This is a genomic window from Micromonospora sp. CA-248212 (assembly GCF_050948405.1).
Taxonomy (GTDB): domain Bacteria; phylum Actinomycetota; class Actinomycetes; order Mycobacteriales; family Micromonosporaceae; genus Micromonospora.
The window spans coordinates 2445922-2470290 of sequence record NZ_CP192023.1; the positions used below are offsets into that span (position 1 = coordinate 2445922).

Genomic DNA, 24369 nt, shown 5'->3' on the forward strand with positions numbered 1-24369 from the left:
CGCTCGCCCCGCCTCGCCCCGCCCCGCCCTCGCCCCGCCTCCGCCTGCGTCGATCTTGCAGTTTCGGTCGTCGGAATAGGCGGAATGCCGGCTATGCCGGCGCAGAAAGTGCAAGATCGCGGCCAGGCCCGGTCGATCATGGAGTTGTGGTGCCTGGCTTGGCGTTATGCGGGCGGTTTGTCACCCACCACAACTCCATGATCGACGGGGCCGCGCGGGGTCGAGGTGGTGAACGGGTTAGGCCAGGCCGGCGCGGCGTAGGGCTTCGGCCATCGCGTCGTTGGCCGGCGCCGGTGCGCCCTGCCGCTGCTGCCCGCCGCGACCACCCTGCCCGCCACCACGACTGCCCTGGCCTTCGCGACCACCCTGCCCGCCGCCGCGACTGTCCTGCCCGCCGCGACTGTCCTGCCCGCCACGACTGCCCTGCCCGCCGCGACTGTCCTGCCCGCCGCGACCCTGCTGTCCGGCACCGCGACCGCCCTGGCCGTCGCGACCGCCCTGCGGTCCGCGCTGCGCCGGGCCGCCACGCCCCTCCTGACTCGTCCGACCACCGGCGGCCGGCTCATCCTCCAGCCGCAGGGTCAGCGAGATGCGCTTTCGGGGTACGTCCACGTCGAGCACCCTGACCTTGACCACGTCGCCGGACTTCACCACCTCACGGGGGTCCTTCACGAACGTCCGGGACATCGCCGAGACGTGCACCAGGCCGTCCTGGTGCACCCCGACGTCCACGAACGCGCCGAAGGCGGCCACGTTGGTGACCACGCCCTCCAGCACCATGCCCGGCGTCAGGTCGCCGATCTTCTCCACGCCCTCGACGAAGGTGGCGGTGCGGAACTCCGGCCGGGGGTCACGGCCCGGCTTCTCCAGCTCGGCGAGGATGTCGGTGACGGTGGGCAGGCCGAACCGGTCGTCGACGAAGTCGGTGGCCCGCAGCCCGCGCAGGATCGCGCTTCGGCCGATCACGGCGCGCAGGTCCTGCCCGGTGCTGGCGAGGATCCGCCGCACCACCGGGTACGCCTCGGGGTGCACGCTCGACGAGTCCAGCGGGTCGTCCCCGCCGGGGATCCGCAGGAAGCCGGCGCACTGCTCGAACGCCTTCGGCCCGAGCCGGGCGACCTTCTTCAGCTCGGTCCGCGACCGGAACGGCCCGTTGGCGTCCCGGTGCAGCACGATGTTCTCGGCCAGCCCGGCCCCGATCCCGGAGACCCGGGTCAGCAGGGGCGCGGACGCGGTGTTGACGTCCACCCCGACCGCGTTCACGCAGTCCTCCACGACGGCGTCCAGCGACCGGGAGAGCTTCACCTCGGACAGGTCGTGCTGATACTGGCCGACCCCGATCGAGCGAGGGTCGATCTTGACCAGCTCGGCGAGCGGGTCCTGGAGACGACGGGCGATGGAGACCGCGCCGCGCAGCGACACGTCCATTCCGGGCAGCTCCTGCGCGGCGTACGCGGAGGCGGAGTAGACCGACGCGCCGGCCTCGGAAACCATGACCTTGGTCAGGTTGAGCTGCGGGTGGCGCTTGATCAGGTCAGCGGCCAGCTTGTCGGTCTCGCGCGAGGCGGTGCCGTTGCCGATCGCGATCAGCTCCACGTCGTGCGCGCCGGCCAGCCGGGCCAGGGTCTCGATCGACGCGTCCCACTGTCGGCGTGGCTCGTGCGGATAGATCGTGTCGGTGGCGAGGACCTTGCCGGTGGCGTCGACTACGGCCACCTTCACGCCGGTTCGCAGGCCCGGGTCCAGGCCCATCGTCGGCCGGGTGCCGGCCGGCGCGGCGAGCAGCAGGTCGCGCAGGTTGGTGGCGAAGACCCGTACGGCCTCCTCCTCGGCGGCCTGCCACAGCCGCATCCGCAGGTCGGCCCCGAGGTGGATGAGGATGCGCGTACGCCAGGCCCAGCGGACCGTGTCGGTCAACCACCGGTCCGCGGGGCGCCCGGCGTCGGACACTCCGAACCGGCCGGCGATCATCGCCTCGTACCGGGTCGGACCGGTCGGTACGGCGTCGGCCTCGCCGGCCTCCTCCGACTCCATGGTCAGGTCGAGCACGCCCTCCTTCTCGCCCCGGAACATGGCCAGGATGCGGTGCGACGGCAGCTTCGGGTACGGCTCGGAGAAGTCGAAGTAGTCGGCGAACTTCGCGCCGGCCGTCTCCTGACCGTCGCGTACCCGGGAGGCCAGGCGGCCCCGCGACCACATCTGCTCGCGCAGCGTGCCGATCAGGTCGGCGTCCTCGGCGAATGTCTCGATGAGGATCGCCCGAGCGCCCTCCAGCGCGGCGGCGGCGTCGGCGACGCCCTTCTCGGCGTCGACGAATCCGGCGGCGGTGGCCTTCGGATCCTGGGACGGGTCGGCCAGCAGCGTCTCCGCCAGCGGCGCGAGGCCGGCCTCGCGGGCGATCTGCGCCCGGGTCCGCCGCTTCGGCTTGTACGGCAGGTAGATGTCCTCCAGCCGCGACTTCGAGTCGGCGGCCATGATCTGTGCTTCCAGCGCCTCGTCCAGCTTGCCCTGGCCGCGGATCGACTCCAGCACGGCGGCCCGCCGCTCGTCCAGCTCCCGCAGGTAGCGCAGCCGCTCCTCCAGGGTGCGTAGCTGGGTGTCGTCGAGCAGGCCGGTGGCCTCCTTGCGGTAGCGGGCGATGAACGGCACGGTGGCGCCGCCGTCGAGCAGCTCCACGGCCGCCCGCACCTGACGCTCGGCCACGCCGAGCTCGTCGGCGATCCGCTGATGAACAGACTGGGTCACGATCTCGATCCGCCTTCGACTCGATCCGCCCTCAAAGAGCGGGTACCGCCTGCATTCTGCCGGTCGGCCCCGACCACTGTCGCCGCGCCCGGCCGGTCGCGCCCCCGCGCCGTCCCCCCCCCCGCCCCCGCGTCACCGCGCCGTCCTGCCTCCGCGCCCGGGCCGGGTCGATCCCTCGACCGCCCCGGCCGGGCCTGCGCTAGCGTGGCGATCATGGAATCACCTGCGGAGCCGCGCGCCCGACGGCTCTTCGGCGGCAGCGCCCGGGCCCTCGGCGACCTCACGGCCAACCCGTTCCGTGCCGACCGGGACCGGATCGTCGGGTCGCCGTTCTTCGCCCGGCTCGGCGGGGTCACCCAGGTGATCAGCCCGGTCGGCTCCGGGCTGCTGGTGCACAACCGGCTCACCCACAGCCTCAAGGTCGCCCAGGTGGCCCGGGCCATCGCCGAGCGGTTGACGGCCGACGGCAGGTGGCGTGACCTGCTGGACAAGCTCGGCGGCTGTGACCCCGACGTGGTGGAGGCCGCCGCGCTCGCGCACGACCTCGGCCACCCGCCGTTCGGCCACCTGGGGGAGCGGGTGCTCGACCGGCTGGCCCGCCAGCGTCTCGGCCTCGCCGACGGCTTCGAGGGCAACGCGCAGTCGTACCGGATCGTCACGAGCACCGAGATCCGGGGCGCCGCCACCACCGGGTTGGACCTGACCGCCGCCGTCCGCGCGGCGATGCTGAAGTACCCGTGGACCCGGCTGGACTACCCCGACCCGCACCCGCGCCTGCTGGACCCGCCGCCGCGGGGCGCCACCCCGCCGCCGGACGACCCGGAGAGCGGCTCGTTGAAGTTCGGGGCGTACCGCACCGAGCTGGACGACCTGCGGCAGGCCCGGGAGCCGTTCGTCGGCCGCATTCCGGACTGGCAGCAGACCGTCGAGGCGTCCGTCATGGACACCGCCGACGACATCGCGTACGCCATCCACGACGTGGAGGACTTCTACCGGGTCGGGGTGCTCCAGCAGGGCGCGGTGTCCGCCGAGCTGATGGCCTGGCAGCGCGAGAGCGGGCACTTCCGGGCGATCACCGACGCGGCGCTGGCCACCTCGGCCCGACGACCCGGCGCGGCCATCGAGCGGCTGCGCCGGCAACTGCACCGCAAGGACGCCTGGGTCGCGGACGACGACGCGTTCGCCGCCGCCGTCGAGCATGTCCGCGAGGAGTTGGTGGACGGGCTGCTCGCGATGCCGTTCGACGGTTCGATCGAGGCGGAGCAGTACGTGGCGCGGTTCTCCGCCCGCTGGTCCACCCGCTTCGTCGAGGCCGTCACCGTGACCGACCAGCCGTCGGTGCGCTCCGGGCACGTGCTGCTCGGCTGCGCGCAGTGGCACGAGGTGCAGGTGCTCAAGTTCGTCCACCACCGGTTCGTGCTGGCCCGCCCCGACCTGGCCCTGCACCAGCGTGGTCAGGCCCGACTGCTGGGCACCCTGGTGGAGGCGCTGTGGGAGTGGCTGCTCGACCCGGAGGAGGAGTCCCGCCTACCTCGCCGGCTGCACGACCTGGTCGAGTTGGCCGAGGCCGAGCTGCACCCGCGTACGCCGCACCGGATCGGCCGCGCCCGGGGACGCGCGATCGTGGACTTCGTCGCGCAGCTCACCGACGGCCAGGCGGTCGCCATGCTGGACGCGCTCTCCGGTCGCTCCGGCGCGCTCTGGACCGACGCCTTCGTACTCTGAGATGTAAGGAAGGGCACCTTGTTATACGCCAGGCGTTAACAAGGTGCCCTTCCTTACATCTCAGGCGACGGACTGCCACCAGCCGTCGACCGCCGGTGGGTCGTCGACGACCACCCGCTCGCCGGGGCGGGGTACGGCGAGCCGCACGTCCCGGGCCTTCGCCTCGGCCCACAGTCGGTTCACCGGCTCCGACCAGTCGTGCAGGGCCAGGTTGAACGTCGCCCAGTGCACCGGGATGAACAGCCCGCCGCGCAGGTCGAGGTGGGCGTCGACCGCCTCCTCGGGGAACATGTGGATGGTCGGCCAGGCCCGTTCGTACGCGCCGATCTGCATCAGCGTGACGTCGAAGGGCCCGTGCTCGGCGCCGATCGCCGCGTACCCGGCGAAGTAGCCGGAGTCACCGGTGTAGAAGACCTTGCGTCGTGCCCCGGCCACCACCCAGGAGCTCCAGAGCGTGCCGTCGCGGCGCAGCCCGCGACCGGAGAAGTGCTGGGCGGCGGTGGCGGTGATCTTCAACCCGTCGACCCGGTGCGACTCGGACCAGTCCAGCTCGATGATCCGCTCGGCGGGCACCCCCCAGCGATCCAGGTGGGCGCCCACCCCGAGCGGCACCACGAACGGCGCCGACTGCCCGGCGACCAGCGCCCGCACGGTGGGCATGTCCAGGTGGTCGTAGTGGTCGTGGGAGATCAGGATGGCGTCGAGCGGAGGCAGCTCGTCGATGCCCACCGGCGGCTCGTGCAGCCGACGCGGGCCGACCGCGCCGGACGGCGAGCAGCGGTCACTCCACACCGGGTCGAGCAGGACCCGCCGCCCCTCGATCTCGATCAGCGCCGAGGCATGGCCGTACCAGACGATGTTCAGCTCGTCGGCGGTGTCGGCGGCCGGCGACGCGCCGGGCCGCAGCAGCGGCACGGGCGCGGTGGGGCGGCGCTTCTGCTTGCCGAAGATCAGTTCCCGGACCAGGTTCCGACCCGGTTCGGCGGCGACCATCGTGCGGACGTCGGCCTGGTTGTGGAACGTGCCGTCGCGGAACTGCGGCGAGCGGGCCGCCCGCTCGGCCCGGGCCCCGGCGAGTCGCCCGCCCAGTGCCGCCGGGACGTCCCGTGCCATCCAGGCCAGGCCGGCCAGCGCGGCCAGTCCCGCCGTCGCCCGCATCCGTCGCCCGAGCGACCTCTGCCCGTCCGTGCGTTCCGTTGGCGTCATCGCCGTCCCTCCGCCGTGTCCCGCACTACACGGTAGTTCCCCCGTGCGGCTTCCGCCCCGGCGGTCGCCCGCACCGGGCCGGTCGTCCCCGACGACCGGCCCGGCAGCGGAGTCAGCCGCCGTTGCTGGGCCGCTGGAAGGTCGTCCGGTACGCGGTGCCCGCGCCCCCGAGGCGGTCCACCGCGGCGAGGACCTTCGGACCCATGGCGGCGCGCGCCCGCACCGCCGGATGGGTCGCACCGAAGTTGTCCGGGTCGGCCTGCCCGTCGGCGAACAGCGCGTAGGTGAGCACCGCAGCGCCGGACCGGTCGAAGATCACGCCGGCCTCGTGCCGGGCGTCGGCGAACCAGCCGGCCTTCGTGGCGATGCGGGCCCGATCGTCGGAGGACATGGTGCGACGGATCCCGTCGGTGAAGGCCACCGGGGAGCGCAGCAGCCCGAGCAGGTGCGCCGTCGAGGCCGGCGAGAGCAGCGTGCCGGCGACCAGGGCCCGCAGCAGGTCGTGCGTCTCCCGGGGAGTGCTGGTGCCGAGGAAGAACCGATTCGGGTTGGCGACCGGCTCGACCTGGGTGTTCGGGAAGCCCTTGGCGACCAGGATCGAGTTGATCTCGGCGGCCGGGGCGACCAGACCGCACAGTCGTACGGCGGTGTCGTCCGAGACGGTCAGCAGGTTCGCCAGCACGTGTCCCAGCGTCACGCTGCTCGGGTACGCGCCGTCCCGGCTGAAGATGCCGTCCCCACCCGGCACCACGATCGTCTCGGTCACCTCGACCCGCTGGTCCAGCGTCAGCAGCCCGCGGTCGACCTTGTCCAACACCGCCGTGGCCACCGCGATCTTGTTGACGCTGTACGCCTCGATCGTCCGGTCCTCGTCCGCCGCCACCGCGACGACCGGCGTGCCCGCCGGGTCGGCCACGCTGACGTATGCCTGCCAGTTGCCGCCGGCCTCGGCGCTGTGGCGCCCGAAGGCCGTGGCGACCCGCCGGGCCGCCTGCGCGGGGGTGGTGGGTGTCGCCTCGGCGGCGCTGGCCGGAGTGGTCGCGGCGAGCACCGTACCGGCGGTGGCCACCGTACCCAGTCCGAGGGCGGTCCTGCGGTTCAGTCGGATGGTCAATCGTCTCTCCCGTCGTGGGGCGCCGGAGCGCCTGCCGGCCCCCCACGCTAGGCGAGTTGATCTATTCATGATGCCCCCGGAGAGAGTCCCGAACAGTCCCGAACAGTCTTACCCGGGCCGTCGGCGCAGCGCGGCGCCGATCGCGCCGGCCGCCGTCCCACGGAGCTGTGCCGCCGGCCCGGACACGGCCCGGGCGAGCTGCCGCAGGTCGGGCAGGTGACCGCCACGGACCGCCTCGCCGGCCGGGTTCGGGGCGAAGACCGAGCCGTCGTGCGCCGCGACCGGCCGCCCACTGAGGCCCGCGAGCCGCATCAACGGGCCGACGGGGACGTCGTAGACGCCGGGCAGCAGCGTGAAGCCGGCTCGCAGCAGCACGTTGAGCCGCCCCACCGACACCTCCCGGCGCGGACTGTCCACACAGTCGACGATGGCCCGGGCCACCCGCTGCGGCCCGGCGACCGGCGGTGGAGGGCGACCGACGCGACCCAGGTAGTTGGCCGCCTGCTGGTAGACGGGTGTGTCCACACTGCCCGGGTTGACCAGGCACAGCCGGATTCCCGGGCTGTCCCGCAGCTCCTGCTGGAGCGTCCGGGCCAGCCCCTGCAAACCCCACTTGCTGGTCACGTACGCGCTCATGTAGGGGGCGGTGATGTGCCCGAGCACCGACCCGGTGAGGATCAACGTCCCGGCGCCGGTGGCCCGGAAGTGCCGCAGCGCCACCCGGGCCGCGCCGGCGGCGGCCAGCAGGTCCGTCCGCACCACGTGGTCGAACACCCGCTCCGGCAGCTCGTCGAAGCGCCCGTAGGCCATCACCGCCGCGGTGTGCACCCAGACGTCGATGCGGCCGAACCGTTCGATCGCCGCCTGCGCCAGCGCGTCCAGCGCGCCCGCCTCGGTGACGTCGGTCGCCACGGTCAGCACCTCGACGTCCGCGCACTCCTCGCGTACCTCGGCGAGGGTCTGCGGCGCACGGGCCGCGAGGACCAGGCGGTCGCCGCGCTCGGCGAACGCCCGCGCCGTCGCCCGACCGATCCCGCTGGTCGCGCCCGCGACCACCACGACCCGACTCATGGAGCGAGCACGACCTTGATGCAGCCGTCCTCCTTCTGCTGGAACATCTCGTACGCGCGCGGCGCGTCGCTCAGCGGCAGCCGGTGGGTACGCAGATCCTCCACGCCCAGCGGGTCGTCGTCGCCGGAGAGCAGCGGCATGATCTCGTCGACCCAGCGGCGAACGTGACACTGCCCCATCCGCAGTTGGACGCCCCGGTCGAACATCTCCATCATCGGCATCGGGTCGGCCTCGCCGCCGTAGACGCCGGATATCGAGACGGTGCCGCCGCGCCGGACCGCCTTGAGCGCGGCGTGCAGGACGGCGAGCCGGTCGATGGCGACCCGGTCCGTCATCGTCTGGGCGAGCTTGTCCGGCAGCAGGCCGACGGCCGCGTGGGCGAGCTTGCCGACCGGCGAGCCGTGCGCCTCCATGCCGACCGCGTCGATGACCGCGTCCGGGCCACGCCCGTCGACCAGGTCGATCAGCGCGCCCGGTACGTCGGACAGCTCGCGTACGTCGAGCACCTCGATGCCGTGCCGGCGGGCCAGCTCCAGCCGCTCGGGCACCAGGTCCAGCCCGATGACCCGCCCCGCGCCGAGGTGGCGGCCGATCCGGGCGCAGAACTGGCCGACCGGGCCCAGCCCGAAGACGGCGAGCGTGCCGCCGGGCGGGGTGTCCGCGTACTTCACCGCCTGCCAGGCGGTGGGCAGGATGTCGGAGAGGTAGAGGTAGCGCTCGTCCGCGCCGGTCTGCGGGATCTTGATCGGCCCGAAGTGGGCCTGGGGAACGCGCAGGTACTCGGCCTGGCCGCCGGGCACCGACCCGTAGAGGGACGTGTAGCCGAACAGCGCCGCGCCCTTGCCCTCGCTGGTCACCTGGGTCGTCTCGCACTGGGCGTAGAGCTGGCGTCGGCACATCCAGCAGTCGCCGCAGGAGATGTTGAACGGCACCACCACCCGGTCGCCGGGCTTCAGGCCGGTCACCTCCGGGCCGACCTCCTCGACGATGCCCATCGGCTCGTGTCCCAGGATGTCCCCGGGCTTCAGGTACGGCCCCAGCACCTCGTACAGGTGCAGATCCGAGCCGCAGATCGCCGTCGATGTGATCTTGACGATCGCGTCGGTCGGCTCCTCGATCCGGGGGTCGGGTACCTCCTCGACCCGTACGTCCCGCTTGCCCTGCCAGGTCAACGCCTTCATGTCCGGTTGCCCTCCCTCGGTCCTGTCTGACTGCTACCCCGGGAGAGGGGGTTGAACCGGCTTGCCGAGGGGTGTGCCTGCTTGCCGGCTCGCCGAGCCCGTCGTGGTGCCGTGATCGACTCGGGTTCCAGGAAGTCGCGGTGTGGTGGGAGCCCGGACCAGCCGACTTCCGGTATGCCGAGTTGATCTTCCCCGGGCCAGTCGCGGACCGGGCCGGGCCAGTCGCGGGCCGGGCCGGACTAGCGCGTTCGGTGGACGCCCTCAACGCCGGACCGCCGCGCCCGACGATCGGGGGCGCAGCGGTCCGGGGGTTGCCTGGGCCGGAGGGTTCAGGAGCCGGGGGTGTTGCCGCCCTTGGTGGTGGCCGACAGGTAGTCGCGGTTGAGCCGGCCGATGGTGTTCAGCGGGATGCCCTTCGGGCAGGCCACCGTGCACTCACCGGCGTTGGTGCAGCCGCCGAAGCCCGCCTCGTCGTGCGCGTCGACCATGCCGATCACCCGGGTGTAGCGCTCCGGCTGGCCCTGGGGCAGCAGCGAGAGCTGGGTGAGCTTGGCGGCGGTGAAGAGCATGCCGGAGCCGTTCGGGCAGGCCGCCACGCACGCGCCGCAGCCGATGCAGGCGGCCGACTCGAAGGCGGCGTCCGCGTTGGCCTTGGCGACCGGGGTGGAGTGCGCCTCGGGCGCGCTTCCCGTCGGTGCGGTGATGTAGCCGCCGGCGGCGATGATCTTGTCGAAGGCGCTCCGGTTGACCACCAGGTCCTTGACGACCGGGAAGGCGCTGGCCCGCCACGGCTCGATGTCGATCGTGTCGCCGTCCTTGAACTGCCGCATGTGCAGCTGGCACGCCGTGGTGCCGCGCTGCGGCCCGTGCGCGTCGCCGTTGATCATGAGGCCGCACATGCCGCAGATGCCCTCGCGGCAGTCGTGGTCGAACGCCACCGGGTCCTCGCCGGAGAGGATCAGCCGCTCGTTGAGCACGTCGAGCATCTCCAGGAACGACATGTCCGGGGACACGTCGTCGACCGGGTAGGTCACCATCCGACCCTTGTCCTCAGGGCCCTTCTGGCGCCAGATGCGCAGGGTCAGGTTCACTTGTAACTCCGCTGCGTGGGGTGGACGTATTCGAACTTCAGGTCTTCCTTGTGCAGCACCGAGGGCTCACCGGTGGCGGTGAACTCCCAGGCCGCCACGTACGCGAACTTCTCGTCGTCGCGCTGCGCCTCCCCGTCGGGGGTCTGGTGCTCGGCCCGGAAGTGACCGCCGCAGGACTCCTCGCGGTGCAGGGCGTCGATGCACATCAGCTCGGCCAGCTCGAAGAAGTCGGCCACCCGGCCGGCCTTCTCCAGCGACTGGTTCAGCTCCTCACCGGTGCCGGACACCTTGACCCGCTGCCAGAACTGCTCGCGCAGGTCGCGGATCTCGCCGATCGCCTTGCGCAGTCCGGCCTCGGAGCGCTCCATGCCGCAGTGCTCCCACATGATCTGGCCCAGCTCCCGGTGGAACGAGTCCACGGTCCGGTCGCCGTCGACCGCCAGCAGCCGCTGGATCCGGTCCTCGACATCGGTACGCGCCTCGACCGCCGCCGGGTGGCTGGCGTCGACCTTCTCGAGGGGCCCCGAGGCCAGGTAGTTGGCGATGGTGGTGGGCAGCACGAAGTAGCCGTCGGCGAGGCCCTGCATCAGCGCCGAGGCGCCGAGGCGGTTCGCGCCGTGGTCGGAGAAGTTCGCCTCGCCGATCACGAACAGGCCCGGGATGCTGGACTGGAGGTCGTAGTCGACCCAGAGCCCGCCCATCGTGTAGTGCACGGCGGGGTAGATCCGCATCGGCACCTCGTACGGGTCCTCGCCGGTGATCCGCTCGTACATCTCGAAGAGGTTGCCGTACTTGGCCTCGATGGCCTTGCGGCCCAACCGGTCGATCGCGTCGCCGAAGTCGAGGTAGACGCCGAGCTTGGTCGGACCGACGCCGCGGCCCTCGTCGCAGACGTTCTTGGCGGCGCGGGAGGCGATGTCGCGGGGGACCAGGTTGCCGAAGGACGGGTAGATCCGCTCCAGGTAGTAGTCCCGCTCGTCCTCGGGGATGTCCTTCGGGCTGCGGTCGTCGCCCTTGCGCTTGGGCACCCACACCCGGCCGTCGTTGCGCAGCGACTCGCTCATCAGGGTCAGCTTCGACTGGTGGTCGCCGGAGACTGGGATGCAGGTCGGGTGGATCTGCGTGTAGCAGGGGTTGGCGAAGTACGCCCCCTTGCGGTGCGCCCGCCAGGTGGCGGTGACGTTGCAGCCCTTGGCGTTGGTGGAGAGGTAGAAGACGTTGCCGTAACCGCCGGAGGCGAGCACGACGGCGTCGGCCATCTCGGTGGTGATCTCGCCGGTGACCAGGTCCCGGACCACGATGCCGCGGGCCTTGCCGTCGACGATGACCAGCTCCAGCATCTCGTGCCGGGCGTTCATCTCCACGTTGCCGAGGCCGATCTGCCGCTCCAGGGCCTGGTACGCGCCGAGCAGCAGCTGCTGGCCCGTCTGGCCCCGGGCGTAGAAGGTGCGCTGCACCTGCGCGCCGCCGAAGGAGCGGGTGTCCAGCAGGCCGCCGTACTCGCGGGCGAACGGCACGCCCTGGGCGACGCACTGGTCGATGATGTTGACCGAGACCTCGGCGAGCCGGTGCACGTTCGACTCCCGGGAGCGGAAGTCGCCGCCCTTGACGGTGTCGTAGAACAGCCGGTGCACGGAGTCGCCGTCGTTGCGGTAGTTCTTCGCGGCGTTGATGCCGCCCTGCGCCGCGATGGAGTGGGCCCGGCGCGGGCTGTCCTGGTAGCAGTAGGACTTGACGTGGTAGCCCTGCTCGGCCAGCGTCGCCGCGGCGGAGCCGCCGGCCAGGCCGGTGCCGACCACGATCACCGTCATCTTGCGGCGGTTGGCCGGGTTGACCAGCTTGGCCTCGAAGCGCCGCGTCTCCCAGCGCTTCTCGACCGGGCCGGCGGGCGCCTTCGTGTCGGCGATCGGGTCGCCCTCGGTGAAGAGTTCCATGTCAGGACACCAATCCGGTGAGTACGGCGAACGGGACCACCAGGTATCCGGCGCAGAGCGCCACGGCGAAGACCAGCGCGGCGGCGCGCGCCCGGCGCTCGCCCCGGGGCGTCTGCTGCCCGAGGCTGCGGAACGCGCTGAAGGCGCCGTGGCGCAGGTGGAAGCCGAGCGTGACGATCGCCAGGGTGTAGAAGAGGGTGACGTACCAGCGCTCCGGCGCGAAGTCGGCGACGACGTTGCCGTACGGCTTGCCCTCGGTCCCGACCGGGTTGAGCGTGCCGGTGGTCAGGTCCAGCAGGTGGTAGATCACGAAGAGCAGGATGATCACGCCACCCCAGCGCATGGTGCGCGCCGCGTAGCTGCCCCGGACCTTCTTGCGGTGGGCGTACTTCACCGCGCGGGCGGCGCGGGCGCGCAGCGCCAGCACGGTGGCGGCCACGATGTGGGCGACGACGGCGACCGTGAGGACGGTGCGCAGGATCCACAGGAACCAGACACCGGGCAGCAGTGGCTTGCCGATGTCGCGCAGCCAGTGCGCGTAGTGGTCGAACGAGGTCTCCCCCGTGAACACCTTCAGGTTCCCGAGCATGTGCGCGATCAGGAAGAGCACCAGCAGGATGCCCGTCACCGCCATGACGGCCTTGAGGCCGACGTTCGAGCGGATGGGCGACCGAGTTTTCGTCATTACCACGGGATCGACGCTAGGAGCACTTTGATCAGTCGTCCAATGCATCGAACTCGCAGCGTTGATAGCCATAAGCTATGTAGATGCAGCTCCATCAGCTCCGGTACTTCGCCGCGGTGGCCGAAGTACGACATTTCACCCAAGCCGCCGACATCGTTGGCATAACCCAGCCTTCGTTGAGTAAGCAAATTCACGCCCTCGAGACCGACCTCGGGGCCCCGCTGTTCGAGCGGGTAAGGGGCAACATCGCCCTCACCGCGGCCGGGGAGGTGCTCCTGCCGTTGGCGACCCGGATCCTCGCCGACGTGGAGACCGCGACCCGGGAGGTGCAGGAGCTGGTCGGCCTGCGCCGCGGGCGCGTACGCCTGGGCGCGACCCCGAGCCTGGCCACCTCGCTCGCCCCGCCGGTGCTGCGCCGGTTCCGCGACGCGCACCCCACCGTCGACCTCCGCGTCGAGGAGAGCGGTTCCCAGGACCTCGTCCGTGACCTGCTGCGCGGCGACCTGGACCTGGCGCTGATCATCATGCCGTCGCAGGGCGCCGACCCGGGCCTGCGCGTCGACCCGATCCTGCGCGAGAGCCTGGTGGTGGCCTCGGTGGACGAGGTGCCGACGGGCTCGGGGACGGGCGAGCTGCGCATCACCGATCTGCGTGACCAGCCGATGGTGATGTTCCGGGAGGGCTACGACCTGCGTGACGCCACCATCGCGGCGTGTCGGGAGGCGGGCTTCGAGCCCACGTTCGCGGTGGACGGCGGCGAGATGGACGCCGTCCTCAGTTTTGTCGAGGCGGGACTCGGCATCGCGCTGGTGCCGGGGATCGTGCTGGCCCGCCGGCCCGGGGTGCGCGGCACGCCGCTGGCGTCTCCCGGGGTGACGCGGACCATCGCGGTGGCCCGTCGCCGTGACGTGGTGCCGACGCACGCCGGCCGCGAGCTGCGGCGGATCCTGCTCGACTACGTCCAGTCCGCGATCGACCGGGGCGAGCTGCCGCCGGGTGTCGAGCCGCTGGGCTGACCCGGCCGGGGCCGCCGCCGCGAAGGGGCCGGCGGCGGCCGGGCCGGCGGGCTCAGCGGCCCTCGGCGTCGTCCATCGCGCGGTAGATCCGCTGCTCCGAGACGGGGTACGGGGTGCCCAGCGCCTGGGCGAACACGTTCACCCGCAACTCCTCGATCATCCAGCGGATCTGCCGGACAGCCGCCTCCTGCCGGCGCGCGGGCGGCAGAGCGGCGAGCAGGTCGTCGTACTCCTTGCGCACCGCCGCGATCCGGTCCTGCTGTTGTCGGTCGCGCTGCGGGTTGCCGCCGAGCCGGTCCAGCCGACGTTCGATGGCGGTGAGGTAGCGCAGCAGGTCGGGCAGGCGGGCGTACCCGGTCTCGGTGATGAAGCCGGCGTGCACCAGCCCGGCGAGCTGCTTGCGGATGTCGGCCAGCGCCGCCACCACGGCCAGGTTGCGGGTCGCGCCGAGCCGCTGCTCGACCGCGTACGCGGCGGCGAGCACCTTGCGGACCCGGTCCATCACCTCGACGACGGTGTCGACCAGGTCGGCGCGGACCTTCTCGCGCAGGGCGGCGAAGCCCTCGGCGTCCCACGCCGGGCCACCGGCGGCGTCGATCAGGCGGTCGATGGCCGCGCCGGCCGCGTCCTCGATCAGCTCCTGCACGCCGCCGTGCGGGTTGCGACTCAACGCCAGCTTCGCCTCGTTGCTCAACCGACCCTGCAGGAACCGGGCCGGGGACGGCACGGTGAGCCGCAGCAGCCGGCGGGTGCCGGCCCAGTGCGCGGCCTCCGCCTCGGCGGGGGAGTCGAACACCTTCACCCCGACCGTCGTGCCCTCGTCGACCAGGGCCGGGTACGCGGTCACCGCGTAGCCGGCGCGGACCTGCTCGATGCTCCGGGGCAGCGTGCCGAGGCTCCACTCGCGCAGGCCGGTCCGGGCGACCTCCGGCGCGGCGGCCGCCACGACCTGGCGTACCTCCTGGCGCAGTTGACGTTGCAGGGCCGGCAGGTCCTTGCCCTCGGCGACCGGCTTGTCGTCGTCGCCGAGCACCCGGAACGTCACCCGCAGGTGGTCGGGGAGCTTGCCGGGCTCCCAGGCGTCGCGGGGCACGGTGACACCGGTCATCCGGCGCAGCTCACGGGTGAGCGCGTCCAGCAGCGACGTCTCGCCGGGGGTGATCGCCGCGAGGGCGGCGCGGGCGTAGTCCGGCACCGGCACGAAGTTGCGCCGGATCGCCTTGGGCAGCGAGCGGATCAGCGCGATCACCGTCTCCTCGCGCAGCCCCGGCACCTGCCAGTCGAAGCTCTCCGCCGGCACCTGGTTCAGCAGCGGCAGCGGGATGTCCACGGTGACGCCGTCGGTCGCCGTGCCCGGCTCGAACCGGTAGGTCAGCGGCAGGGTCACCCCCTGGGTCTGCCACTCGTCGGGGTAGTCGCTCTCGTCGACACCGCCGCGACCGTCGTTGACCAGCAGGTCGCGGGTGAAGGTCAGCAGATCGGGACGCTCGTGGCGGGTCTTCTTCCACCAGGTGTCGAAGTGCCGGCCGGAGACCACGTCGGCGGGGATCCGCTGGTCGTAGAAGCCGAAGATGGTCTCGTCGTCGACCAGGATGTCCCGGCGGCGGGCCCGGCTCTCCAACTCCTCGATCTCGCCCAGCAGTCGCTTGTTGTCGGCCCAGAACCGGTGGTGGGTCTGCCAGTCGCCCTCGACGAGCGCGTGCCGGATGAACAGCTCCCGGCTCAACGTCGGGTCGATCCGCCCGAAGTTGACCTTGCGGGAGGCGACCAGCGGCATGCCGTACAGGGTGACCTTCTCGTAGGCCATCACCGCGGCCTGCTTCTTCTCCCAGTGCGGCTCGCTGTAGCTGCGCTTGACCAGGTGCTGCGCCAGCGGCTCGACCCACTCCGGCTCGACCCGCCCGGCGATGCGCCCCCACAGCCGGGACGTCTCCACCAACTCGGCGGCCATCACCCAGCGCGGCGGCTTCTTGAACAGCGCCGAGCCGGGGAACAGCGCGAACTTCGCGCCCCGCGCCCCCAGGTACTCGTGTTTCTGGGCGTCCTTGAGGCCGATGTGCGACAGCAGGCCGGGCAGCAGCGACTGGTGCACCTTCGGGGTGTCGATCTCCTCCGGCAGGTCCGCGCCGCCCCGGCGGCCCGCGCCCCGGCCGGCGTCCGCCTCGGCCGGGGTGTCCCGCGCCGCCCGCCCGCCGCGCCGGTCGTTCTCGGCGGGGGTACGCAGCACCTGGCGCAACTGGCTGACGATGTCCTGCCACTCGCGGATCCGCAGGTAGTTCAGGTACTCCGCCTTGCACATCCGGCGGAACGCGCTGGACGACAGCTCCCGCTGCTGCTCCCGCAGGTACCGCCACAGGTTCAGGTAAGCCACGAAGTCGGACTCTTTGTCGGCGAACCGGGCGTGTGCCTGGTCGGCCTGGGCCTGCTTCTCGGCCGGGCGCTCGCGGGGGTCCTGAATGGAGAGCGCGGCGGCGATCACCAGGATCTCGGTGGCACAGCCGTTGCGCTCGCCCTCGACCACCATCCGGGCCAGCCGCGGGTCGACCGGGAGCTGGGCGAGCCGGCGGCCCAGCGCGGTGAGCCGCTTCGCCGGGTCGGTCTCGGTCGGGTCCAACGCGCCCAGCTCGTGCAGCAGGTTGACGCCGTCGGTGATGTTGCGCTTGTCCGGCGGGTCGATGAACGGAAACGCGGCCAGGTCGCCCAGCCCGATCGCGGTCATCTGGAGGATGACCGACGCCAGGTTGGTGCGCAGGATCTCCGGGTCGGTGAACTCGGGGCGGGACAGGAAGTCCTGCTCGTCGTAGAGGCGGATGCAGATACCGTCCGACGTCCGACCGCAGCGGCCCTTGCGCTGGTTGGCCGACGCCTGCGAGACGGGCTCGATCGGCAGCCGCTGCACCTTGAGCCGGCTGGAGTAACGGGAGATGCGGGCGGTGCCCGGGTCCACCACGTACTTGATTCCCGGCACGGTCAGCGAGGTCTCCGCGACGTTGGTGGCGAGCACCACGCGTCGTGAGCTGTGCGCGGCGAAGACGCGGTGCTGCTCGGCGGCGGAGAGCCGGGCGTACAGCGGCAGGATCTCGGTGCCCAGCAGGGACCGCTTCTTCTGCACCAGCTTGCCCAGCGCGTCGGCGGTGTCGCGGATCTCCCGTTCGCCGCTGAGGAAGACCAGGATGTCGCCCGGACCCTCGGCGGCCAGCTCCTCGACGGCGTCGCCGATCGCCTGGATCTGGTCGCGGACGTTCTCCTCGTCGGCGTCGCCCTCCTCGTCGCTCTCGGCGACCTCGACCAGCGGCCGGTAGCGGACCTCCACGGGATAGGTGCGTCCGGAGACCTCGACGACCGGCGCCGGACTGCCCTGGGCGTCGGCGAAGTGCTTGGCGAAGCGGTCGGTTTCGATGGTCGCCGAGGTGATGATCACCTTGAGGTCGGGCCGGCGGGGCAGCAGTTCGCGCAGGTAGCCGAGGATGAAGTCGATGTTGAGGCTGCGCTCGTGCGCCTCGTCGATGATCAACGTGTCGTACTGGCGCAGCATCCGGTCGGTCTGCAACTCGGCCAGCAGGATGCCGTCGGTCATCAGCTTGACCAGGCTGCGGTCGCTGACCTGGTCGGTGAAGCGCACCTTGTAGCCGACCACGTCGCCCAGCTCGGTACCCAGCTCGTCGGCGATCCGGTCGGCCACCGTCCGGGCGGCCAGCCGCCGGGGCTGGGTGTGCCCGATCAGGCCGTTGATGCCGCGCCCCAGCTCCAGACAGATCTTCGGCAGCTGGGTCGTCTTACCGGAGCCGGTCTCGCCGGCCACGATCACCACCTGGTGATCGCGGATGGCGGCGGCGATGTCGTCCTTGCGCTCGCTGACCGGCAACCCCACGGGGTACGCGATCGTCGGCACCGCCGCCCGCCGGTCGGCCAGCCGCTGCTCGGCCCGCGCCAGCTCGGCGGTGATCTCGGTCAGGGCCGCCTCCCGGCGCTGCGGGTCGCGCAGCTTGCGGGCGCCGTCCAGGCGTCGCTGGAGCCGGCGCTGGTCGCGGAACATCAGGGGACTGAGGCGGCGGTGCAGGTCGCGGACGGGATCGGTCGCGGCGGAGGAGGCTGGATTCTGCATGTCGTGCCCAAGGATAGGCAGCCCGGCGGCGGACCGCCCCTGGGTTACCGCGCGTGGGTGCTTCGGCGCGGGGACGGCGGTCTACAGTTGCGGCCGACGTCGAGCGCCGGGGGGCCGGGATGGAGCTGCGGGACACCGATCGAGCGCTGGTGCAGGCCGCCACGGCGGTCGCCAAACTTCGGTGCCGCAGCCGCCACCACACCGGCGCGTCGGCCGCCCGTACCGCCGACGGGCGGGTGTTCTCCGGGGTGAACCTGCACCACGACAGCGGGGACACCTGCGCGGAGTTGGTCGTCATCGGCACCGCCGCCACGCAGGGCGTGACCGAGCTGGAGACCATCGTCTCGGTCGCCGACCGGGGTCGTACGGTCGTCGGGCCCTGCGACAGGTGCCGGCCGGTGCTCAGCGCGTACTTCCCAGCGCTGCGGGTCATCGTGGGCGAGCCGGACGACCTGCGGGTGCTGCCGATCGCGGACCTGCCGGGCTGACCGCGTCAGTCGCCCGCCGCCGCCTCCAGCATCGACGCGGGGATCGGCACGCCCTCGTACCGCACGTTGCCCTCGGGCACCATCCAGCTCGCCACCCGCGCGACGAGCAGGCCGGCACGGACGGCCGGGTCGTCGGCGTAGAGCCCGCGTACCTCGTCCGGGGCGATGGAGAAGACGACGAAGCCCCGCATCCGGTCGTCGTCGGCGTGCAGGAGCGGGCCGGCCGCGAGCACCAGTCCCTGCTCCACGAGCCCTGCCTGGTGGGCCAGATGGGCGTCGCGTAGCCGGTCGATCGCCTCCGGTGGCAGCTCCGGCGGATCCGACGGTCGGATCAGCAGGACGACCGTGTGCTGGTCGAATCGCATGCCCCACACCCTATGGTGCTCGCTGTCCCTCTTACGGGTGTTATCCGCCATCCGCCCCACTTGCCCCGTCCGCGAAACTCATTCTCTTATCGAGGTCCGATACGAGTGGAGGTGCGGCATGGTCAGCAGACGACAGGTGCTCGTGGCCGGTGCCGCCGGGGGCGCCGCGGTTCTGGTCCCGGCCGGCTCGACGGCCGCGGGCCGCACGCTCGCCGCGGCGACGGTGCTGCGCGCCGCCGACATCCCGAAGTACGTCGCGCCGCTGCGCATCCCCCTGGCCATGCCCCGGGTGGCGAACGACCCCGAGCGGGACACCTACGTCGTCGGGGTGCGGCAGTTCCGCCAGCAGATCCTGCCGCTGTCCTGGCCGCGTACGACCGTGTGGGGTTACGGCTCCACCGCCCACCCCGACAGCTTCGGCTACCCGGCGCACAGCATCGTCGCGCGGGTGAACCGCCCGGTACGGGTGACCTGGGTCAACGAACTCGTCGACCACCGGGGCGACTACCTGCCCCACCTGCTGCCCGTCGATGAGACCCTGCACTGGGCCAACCCGGCCGGTGGCCGGAACGGCCGGGACGGGCACGGCCGCTCGGACGGCAGCCGCCGTGGCTACCGGGGGCCGGTGCCCCAGGTGGTCCACCTGCACGGCGGGCACAGCACGCAGGAGAGCGACGGGCACGCCGAGGCGTGGTACCTGCCGGTGGCCCGCGACCTGCCGGCCGACTTCGCCGTCACGGGCAGCGCGTACGGCGAGTTCCGGTCCCGCTTCGCCGAGGGGTCCGGCCTGCGCTGGGCGGCGGGTTCGGCCACCTTCGAGTACGCCAACGACCAGCGGCCCTGCACCCTCTGGTACCACGACCACACGCTGGGCCTCACCAGGGAGAACGTCTACGCCGGGCCGGCCGGTTTCTACCTGCTGGGCGGCGACGACCTGCCCGACGGGGTGCTGCCCGGCCCGACGCCGGGTCACGACGATCCGCCGGACACCGACTACCACGACATCCCGCTGCTCATCCAGGACCGCAGTTTCAGCGCCGACGGCGAGCTGGTCTACCCCGGGGGTCACCACGAGGGTCCGGCGTGGACGTCGGCGTTCTCCGGCACCACCATCGTGGTCAACGGCCGGACCTGGCCCAGCCTTACCGTGCAGCGTCGGCGCTACCGGTTCCGGTTGCTCAACGGCTGCAACAGCCGCTTCCTGATGCTCAGCGTCGCCGCCCACGCCACCGCACGGCCGGCCCGTCCGGTGCTGCCGGTCTGGCAGATCGGCAGCGACAGCGGCTTCCTGCCCGAGCCGGTGGCGCACGACCGCGTCATTCTCGGCCCCGCCCAACGGGCCGACGTGATCGTCGACTTCACCGGCGTGCCCGCCGGCACCGAGCTCTTCCTCGTCAACGAGGGGCCCGAGTGGGCGTACCGGGGCGGCCGGCCCGGGGTGGACTTCGCGCCGTCCGACCCGCGGACCACCGGGCAGGTGATGCGGTTCGTGGTCACCGAGGCCACCGGCGCGGACTCCAGCGTGCCGCCGGAGCACCTGCAACTGCCCGCCCACCCCCGGCTCGGTGCGGCGGAGCGGGTCCGGCGGCTGTCGCTCAACGAGCGGATGTCCGGCCGGTCGATGGTGATGCTGCTCGGCACCCTCGACGAGCGCGGCCGGGGTCGGCCGATGCGCTGGAGCGATCCCGCGACCGAACAGCCCCTCGTCGGCGCGACCGAGGTGTGGGAGGTGCGCAACTTCACCCGCAACGTCCACCCCGTCCACCTGCACCAGGCCCAGTTCGAGCTGCTGGGCCGTGGACGGTCGGGCCGGGCGGAGCCGGAGCCGGGGGAGCGGGGATGGATGGACACCGTGCTCGCGTACCCGTGGGAGGTGACGCGGATCAAGGCCCGCTTCGACCTGCCGGGCCGCTTCTCCTGGCACTGCCACCTGCTCGAGCACGAGGACAACGAGATGATGCGGCCCCTCAACGTGCTGCCGCGCGGCGCGGCGGCGGCCGGGGACGGCGGCTCGGTGCAGATGCCGCAGGCTGAGTCGGCGGCATCGACCGACGCCAGTTAGGTCACTTTCCGCAGGTCGGCTAAGGTTAGGCGAACCTAAGCTCGAACGTGCAGGAGTTTCGTGACCACCCTCGCCGCCCGGCCGACGCCGGCCCGCAACTCCTCCGGTGCCCGCACCGGTCGGCGGGTCGCCGTCACCGTCGGCGCCGCGCTGGTGTTGCTGCTCGCCGTACTGGCCAGCTTCGCGCTGGGCAGCCGGCAACTCGGAGTCGGCGCGGTCTGGCACGCCCTCGTCGCGCCGGACGGCAGCGACGCGAGCACCATCGTCCGGGAACTACGTATGCCGCGTACCGCGCTCGGGCTCGCCGTCGGGCTGGCGCTCGCCGTGGCCGGCGTGCTGTTCCAGGCGCTCACCCGCAACCCGCTCGCCGAGCCGCGCATCCTCGGCATCAGCGCCGGCGCGTCGTTCGGCGTGGTCCTCGCCATCTCCGTCTTCGGCATCGGCACGCTCGCCGGGTACGTCTGGTTCGGCATCGCCGGCGCGCTCGCCGCCGGCCTGCTGGTCTTCGCCATCGCCAGCCGGGCCCGCGAGGGCGCGAGCCCGGTCACCCTCGCGCTGGTCGGCGCGGCGCTCGACGCCAGTCTCGCCTCCGGGGTGTACGCGCTGCTCAGCATCGACGCCCGCACCTTCGAGGAGTACCGGTTCTGGGTGGTGGGCGGACTGGCCGGGCGGGACCTCGGCGTCACCGCCCAGGTGCTGCCGTTCGTCCTCGTCGGGCTGCTGCTCGCCGCGCTGGTGGCCCGGGGCCTGGACGCCCTCGCTCTCGGCGACGACGTGGCCCGTGGCCTGGGCCACCGCATCGGCCTGGTCCGCCTCGGCGGTGGAATCGCCGCCGTGCTGCTCACCGGCGCCGCGGTGGCCGCCGCCGGCCCGGTCGCCTTCGTCGGGCTGGCCGTGCCGCACCTCGCCCGTGCCCTGGTCGGCGCGGACCACCGCTGGACCCTCGCCGTCTCCGCCCTGCTCGGGCCCGCGCTGCTGCTCGGGGCCGACGTCGTCGGCCGACTCGTCGCCCCGCCCGGCGAGATACCCGCCGGCATCGTCACCGCCCTGATCGGCGCGCCGCTGCTGGCCGTGCTGGTCCGCCGCGCCCGGGTGGTGACCGCGTGACCGCCGGTCGTCCCGCCGAAGCGTCCGGCACCGCCGGCCCGGACCCTGCCGCTGACCCGGTCGCTGGTCCGACCCGCGCCGCGTCCGGCGCTGCTGGTCCGGCCCGCGCTGCTGCCCCGGCCGCTGGTCCGGCCCGCGTCGCCGATGCGTCTGGCGCGGCTGGCGCGGCTCGCGTCGCCGATGCGTCTGGCGCGGCTGGTGCGGCCCGCGTCGCCGATGCGTCCGGCGCGGCTGGTGCGGCCCGCGTCGCCGATGCGTCCGGCGCGGCTGGGCTCGCAGCCGCGGCCGGGCTGCCCGATGCGCCCGGCGGCACGTCCCGGCTGCCCGGCCGGTCGTTGCTGCGGGTCGGTCCGGTCAGCCTGCTGATCCGTCGCCGCGCGACGCTGGTCGCCGCCGTGCTGACCGTGCTGCTCCTGCTGGCCGTCGTGCTCAGCCTCTCGCTGGGCACCCCGTACGTCGCCCCGGCCGACGTGCTCCGGGCGCTCTCCGGCGCGGGCACCCCGTACGACCTCGTGGTTCTTGATCTTCGCCTGCCCCGGGTCGTGCTGGCGGCGGTGGCCGGCGCGGCCTTCGGCGTGGCCGGCACGCTGATCCAGAGCGTGGCGCGCAACCCGCTCGCCAGCCCGGACGTCATCGGCATCACCCAGGGCGCCGGCCTCGCCGCGACCGTGGCGTTGACCAGCGGCGCGGCGGCGGTGCTGGTGGCGCCCAGCGCGCTGGTCGGCGGTCTGCTGGCGGCGGTGCTGCTGTTCGCCCTCGGTGCCCGGCACGGGCTGGCCGCGCAACGGTTCGTCCTCGCCGGGGTGGCGGTCGCGTTCGCCTTCCGGGCGCTGACCGAGGTGGTCATGCTCACCGCCGACCCGATCGACGGCCTGCGGGCGCAGATCTGGCTGATCGGCACCCTCGCCGGCAAGGGCTGGACCGAGGCGGCCTGGATCGCCGGCACACTCGCGGTGCTGCTGCCGGTGCTGGCGTGGGCCGGCTGGGCCCTGAACAGCACCGCCCTCGACGACGACACCGCGCGCGGCGTCGGGCTACGCCCGGTGGCCCGCCGGATCGGGCTCGCCGGCACCGGCGTGCTCGTCGCCGCGATGGTCACCGCCCAGGTCGGCGCCGTCGACTTCGTGGCGCTCGTCGCACCGCAGTTGGCCCGCCGGCTGGTCCGCGCCGAACGGCCCCCGCTCGTCTGCGCCGCGCTGCTCGGCGCGCTCCTGCTCGTCCTCGCCGACCTGGCCGGCCGTCGACTGTTCGCGCCCACCCAACTGCCGGCGGGCGTGCTGACCGCCGCGATCGGCGGCCCGTACCTGATCTTCCTGTTGCTTCGTGGACGGCCACGGTCGTCGTGACGCCTGTGAGGAGTCGTGTGATGCTCTCCACCCGCGACCTGGTCGTCGGCTACGACGAGCGGACCGTGCTCGACGGGCTGACCCTGGACCTGCCCACCGACGCGTTCACGGTGATCGTCGGCCCCAACGCGTGCGGCAAGTCCACCCTGCTGCGCACGATGGCCCGACTGCTCGCCCCGCGACAGGGCACCGTCCTGCTGGACGGCACCGCCATCCGTGACCTGCCCACCCGCGACGTGGCCCGCCGGCTCGGCGTCCTGCCGCAGAGCCCGCTGGTGCCCGAGGGCGTCACCGTGGCCGACCTGGTCGGACGCGGCCGGCAGCCGTACCAGCGGTGGTGGCGGCAGTGGTCGTCGTCCGACGCCGCGGCGGTCGACGAGGCGATGGCCCTGGCCGACGTGGCCGACCTCGCCGACCGGCCGGTGGACAGCCTCTCCGGTGGCCAGCGGCAACGGGTGTGGATCGCCATGACGCTCGCCCAGGACACCGAGGCGCTGCTGCTGGACGAGCCGACGACCTTCCTCGACCTGGCCCACCAGGTGGAGGTGCTGGACCTGCTGCACCGGCTCCGCGCCGAGCGTGGCCGCACCGTGGTCGCCGTCCTGCACGACCTCAACCAGGCCGCCCGCTACGCCGACCACCTGGTCGCGATGCGCGCCGGCGCGGTGGTGGCCGCCGGCCCACCCCGGGAGATCCTCACCGCCGAACTGGTCCGGGACGTCTTCGGGCTGGCCTGCGTCGTCGTGCCCTGCCCGGTGACCGGCGCACCCCTGGTGGTTCCCGCGCGCACCGGCGGCCCGGCCCTTCCCACCGGCTCTACTGGCGTGGGCAACTCTGCCGGCTCTGTTGCGGCCGCCGAGTCTGCTGGCGTGGGCGGCCCGGAGGCCCCTGCCGCTGTCGGGTCCGCTGCGCCGGCCGCTGACGCTGCGCCGGCCGCTGACGCTGCGCCGGCCGCTGACACTGCGCCAGCCGCTGACGCTGCGCCGGCCGCTGCTGCTGGGCCTGCTGCGCCGGCCGCTGCTGCCGGGTTCGCTGCGCCGGCCGCTGGCCCTGGCGGCGCTGATTCGTCGACGGCGTCCGTACCGGACGCCCGATCCGCCGATGGCGACGCGGCCACCCCGCTCGCCG

Annotated in this window: 16 protein-coding genes and 1 pseudogene; 7 read left to right on the forward strand and 10 right to left on the reverse strand. The window is 72.8% G+C overall.

What is annotated here, in order from left to right; genetic code table 11:
• Window positions 1-237 precede the first annotated feature (237 nt).
• The gene (locus tag ACQP03_RS11855) at window positions 238-2745 is read right to left on the reverse strand and encodes a Tex family protein (protein WP_396832198.1); all 2508 of its coding nucleotides are present in this window, start codon (window positions 2743-2745) and stop codon (window positions 238-240) included.
• A 213-nt stretch (window positions 2746-2958) separates the two neighbouring features.
• On the opposite strand from ACQP03_RS11855, the gene ACQP03_RS11860 reads away from it, so the two are divergent.
• The gene (locus ACQP03_RS11860) at window positions 2959-4470 is read left to right on the forward strand and encodes a deoxyguanosinetriphosphate triphosphohydrolase family protein (RefSeq protein WP_357119931.1); all 1512 of its coding nucleotides are present in this window, start codon (window positions 2959-2961) and stop codon (window positions 4468-4470) included.
• A gap of 60 nt (window positions 4471-4530) precedes the next feature.
• Here the strand turns inward: ACQP03_RS11860 and ACQP03_RS11865 are convergent, their stop codons facing one another.
• The 7 genes from ACQP03_RS11865 to ACQP03_RS11895 form a co-directional block, all read right to left on the reverse strand.
• Window positions 4531-5676: an MBL fold metallo-hydrolase gene (locus ACQP03_RS11865; protein ID WP_433460883.1), complete on the reverse strand. Its 1146-nt coding sequence runs from the start codon at window positions 5674-5676 to the stop codon at window positions 4531-4533.
• A gap of 112 nt (window positions 5677-5788) precedes the next feature.
• The gene (locus ACQP03_RS11870; protein WP_363660899.1) at window positions 5789-6790 is read right to left on the reverse strand and encodes a serine hydrolase; all 1002 of its coding nucleotides are present in this window, start codon (window positions 6788-6790) and stop codon (window positions 5789-5791) included.
• 108 nt (window positions 6791-6898) lie between these two features.
• Window positions 6899-7861 (reverse strand): SDR family NAD(P)-dependent oxidoreductase, encoded by a 963-nt coding sequence (locus tag ACQP03_RS11875; protein WP_363660900.1) that lies wholly within the window; start codon window positions 7859-7861, stop codon window positions 6899-6901.
• On the reverse strand, window positions 7858-9042 hold the full coding sequence (locus ACQP03_RS11880) for a zinc-dependent alcohol dehydrogenase (protein WP_357119920.1): 1185 nt from the start codon (window positions 9040-9042) through the stop codon (window positions 7858-7860). The genes ACQP03_RS11875 and ACQP03_RS11880 overlap by 4 nt, the downstream gene beginning before the upstream one ends.
• Before the next feature lie 329 nt (window positions 9043-9371).
• Window positions 9372-10133 (reverse strand): succinate dehydrogenase/fumarate reductase iron-sulfur subunit, encoded by a 762-nt coding sequence (locus ACQP03_RS11885; protein WP_357119917.1) that lies wholly within the window; start codon window positions 10131-10133, stop codon window positions 9372-9374.
• Entirely contained in the window at window positions 10130-12067 is a 1938-nt protein-coding gene (locus ACQP03_RS11890) for a fumarate reductase/succinate dehydrogenase flavoprotein subunit (RefSeq protein ID WP_357119914.1), read from the reverse strand. Before ACQP03_RS11890 ends, ACQP03_RS11885 begins: the two co-directional genes overlap by 4 nt.
• 1 nt (window position 12068) lies before the next feature.
• The gene (locus tag ACQP03_RS11895; RefSeq protein WP_433461152.1) at window positions 12069-12701 is read right to left on the reverse strand and encodes a succinate dehydrogenase cytochrome b subunit; all 633 of its coding nucleotides are present in this window, start codon (window positions 12699-12701) and stop codon (window positions 12069-12071) included.
• A 134-nt stretch (window positions 12702-12835) separates the two neighbouring features.
• On the opposite strand from ACQP03_RS11895, the gene ACQP03_RS11900 reads away from it, so the two are divergent.
• Window positions 12836-13768, forward strand: a complete 933-nt coding sequence (locus ACQP03_RS11900; protein ID WP_357393176.1) for a LysR family transcriptional regulator — start codon at window positions 12836-12838, stop codon at window positions 13766-13768.
• Window positions 13769-13820: 52 nt separating this feature from the next.
• Here ACQP03_RS11900 and hrpA read toward each other — a convergent pair whose 3' ends face one another.
• The gene (gene hrpA / locus ACQP03_RS11905; RefSeq protein WP_357393174.1) at window positions 13821-17873 is read right to left on the reverse strand and encodes an ATP-dependent RNA helicase HrpA; all 4053 of its coding nucleotides are present in this window, start codon (window positions 17871-17873) and stop codon (window positions 13821-13823) included.
• Between the two features lie 119 nt (window positions 17874-17992).
• On the opposite strand from hrpA, the gene ACQP03_RS11910 reads away from it, so the two are divergent.
• Entirely contained in the window at window positions 17993-18361 is a 369-nt protein-coding gene (locus ACQP03_RS11910; protein ID WP_355050269.1) for a cytidine deaminase, read from the forward strand.
• Between the two features lie 5 nt (window positions 18362-18366).
• Here ACQP03_RS11910 and ACQP03_RS11915 read toward each other — a convergent pair whose 3' ends face one another.
• Window positions 18367-18726 carry a YciI family protein gene (locus ACQP03_RS11915; RefSeq protein ID WP_357393172.1) on the reverse strand — a complete coding sequence of 120 codons (360 nt, stop codon included), beginning with the start codon at window positions 18724-18726 and terminating at the stop codon, window positions 18367-18369.
• A gap of 118 nt (window positions 18727-18844) precedes the next feature.
• On the opposite strand from ACQP03_RS11915, the gene ACQP03_RS11920 reads away from it, so the two are divergent.
• From ACQP03_RS11920 to ACQP03_RS11935, 4 genes and pseudogenes are all read left to right on the forward strand, one after another.
• The gene (locus ACQP03_RS11920) at window positions 18845-20788 is read left to right on the forward strand and encodes a multicopper oxidase family protein (RefSeq protein ID WP_433460884.1); all 1944 of its coding nucleotides are present in this window, start codon (window positions 18845-18847) and stop codon (window positions 20786-20788) included.
• Between the two features lie 60 nt (window positions 20789-20848).
• On the forward strand, window positions 20849-21895 hold the full coding sequence (locus ACQP03_RS11925; protein ID WP_355050266.1) for a FecCD family ABC transporter permease: 1047 nt from the start codon (window positions 20849-20851) through the stop codon (window positions 21893-21895).
• Complete coding sequence (locus tag ACQP03_RS11930; RefSeq protein ID WP_357393168.1) at window positions 21892-23241, forward strand: FecCD family ABC transporter permease; 1350 nt, start codon at window positions 21892-21894, stop codon at window positions 23239-23241. Before ACQP03_RS11925 ends, ACQP03_RS11930 begins: the two co-directional genes overlap by 4 nt.
• Window positions 23242-23261: 20 nt before the next feature.
• A pseudogene (locus ACQP03_RS11935) lies at window positions 23262-24050 on the forward strand (ABC transporter ATP-binding protein); the annotation flags it as partial.
• Window positions 24051-24369 lie beyond the last annotated feature (319 nt).

Bases quoted from the DNA above. Each gene is read 5' to 3' on its own strand.
- ACQP03_RS11860 (WP_357119931.1), top strand. From the start codon at position 2,959: ATGGAATCACCTGCGGAGCCGCGCGCCCGACGGCTCTTCGGCGGCAGC.
- ACQP03_RS11865 (WP_433460883.1), bottom strand. From the start codon at position 5,676: ATGACGCCAACGGAACGCACGGACGGGCAGAGGTCGCTCGGGCGACGG.
- ACQP03_RS11875 (WP_363660900.1), bottom strand. From the start codon at position 7,861: ATGAGTCGGGTCGTGGTGGTCGCGGGCGCGACCAGCGGGATCGGTCGG.
- ACQP03_RS11880 (WP_357119920.1), bottom strand. From the start codon at position 9,042: ATGAAGGCGTTGACCTGGCAGGGCAAGCGGGACGTACGGGTCGAGGAG.
- ACQP03_RS11890 (WP_357119914.1), bottom strand. From the start codon at position 12,067: ATGGAACTCTTCACCGAGGGCGACCCGATCGCCGACACGAAGGCGCCC.
- ACQP03_RS11895 (WP_433461152.1), bottom strand. From the start codon at position 12,701: ATGGCGGTGACGGGCATCCTGCTGGTGCTCTTCCTGATCGCGCACATG.
- ACQP03_RS11900 (WP_357393176.1), top strand. From the start codon at position 12,836: ATGCAGCTCCATCAGCTCCGGTACTTCGCCGCGGTGGCCGAAGTACGA.
- hrpA (WP_357393174.1), bottom strand. From the start codon at position 17,873: ATGCAGAATCCAGCCTCCTCCGCCGCGACCGATCCCGTCCGCGACCTG.
- ACQP03_RS11910 (WP_355050269.1), top strand. From the start codon at position 17,993: ATGGAGCTGCGGGACACCGATCGAGCGCTGGTGCAGGCCGCCACGGCG.
- ACQP03_RS11915 (WP_357393172.1), bottom strand. From the start codon at position 18,726: ATGCGATTCGACCAGCACACGGTCGTCCTGCTGATCCGACCGTCGGAT.
- ACQP03_RS11920 (WP_433460884.1), top strand. From the start codon at position 18,845: ATGGTCAGCAGACGACAGGTGCTCGTGGCCGGTGCCGCCGGGGGCGCC.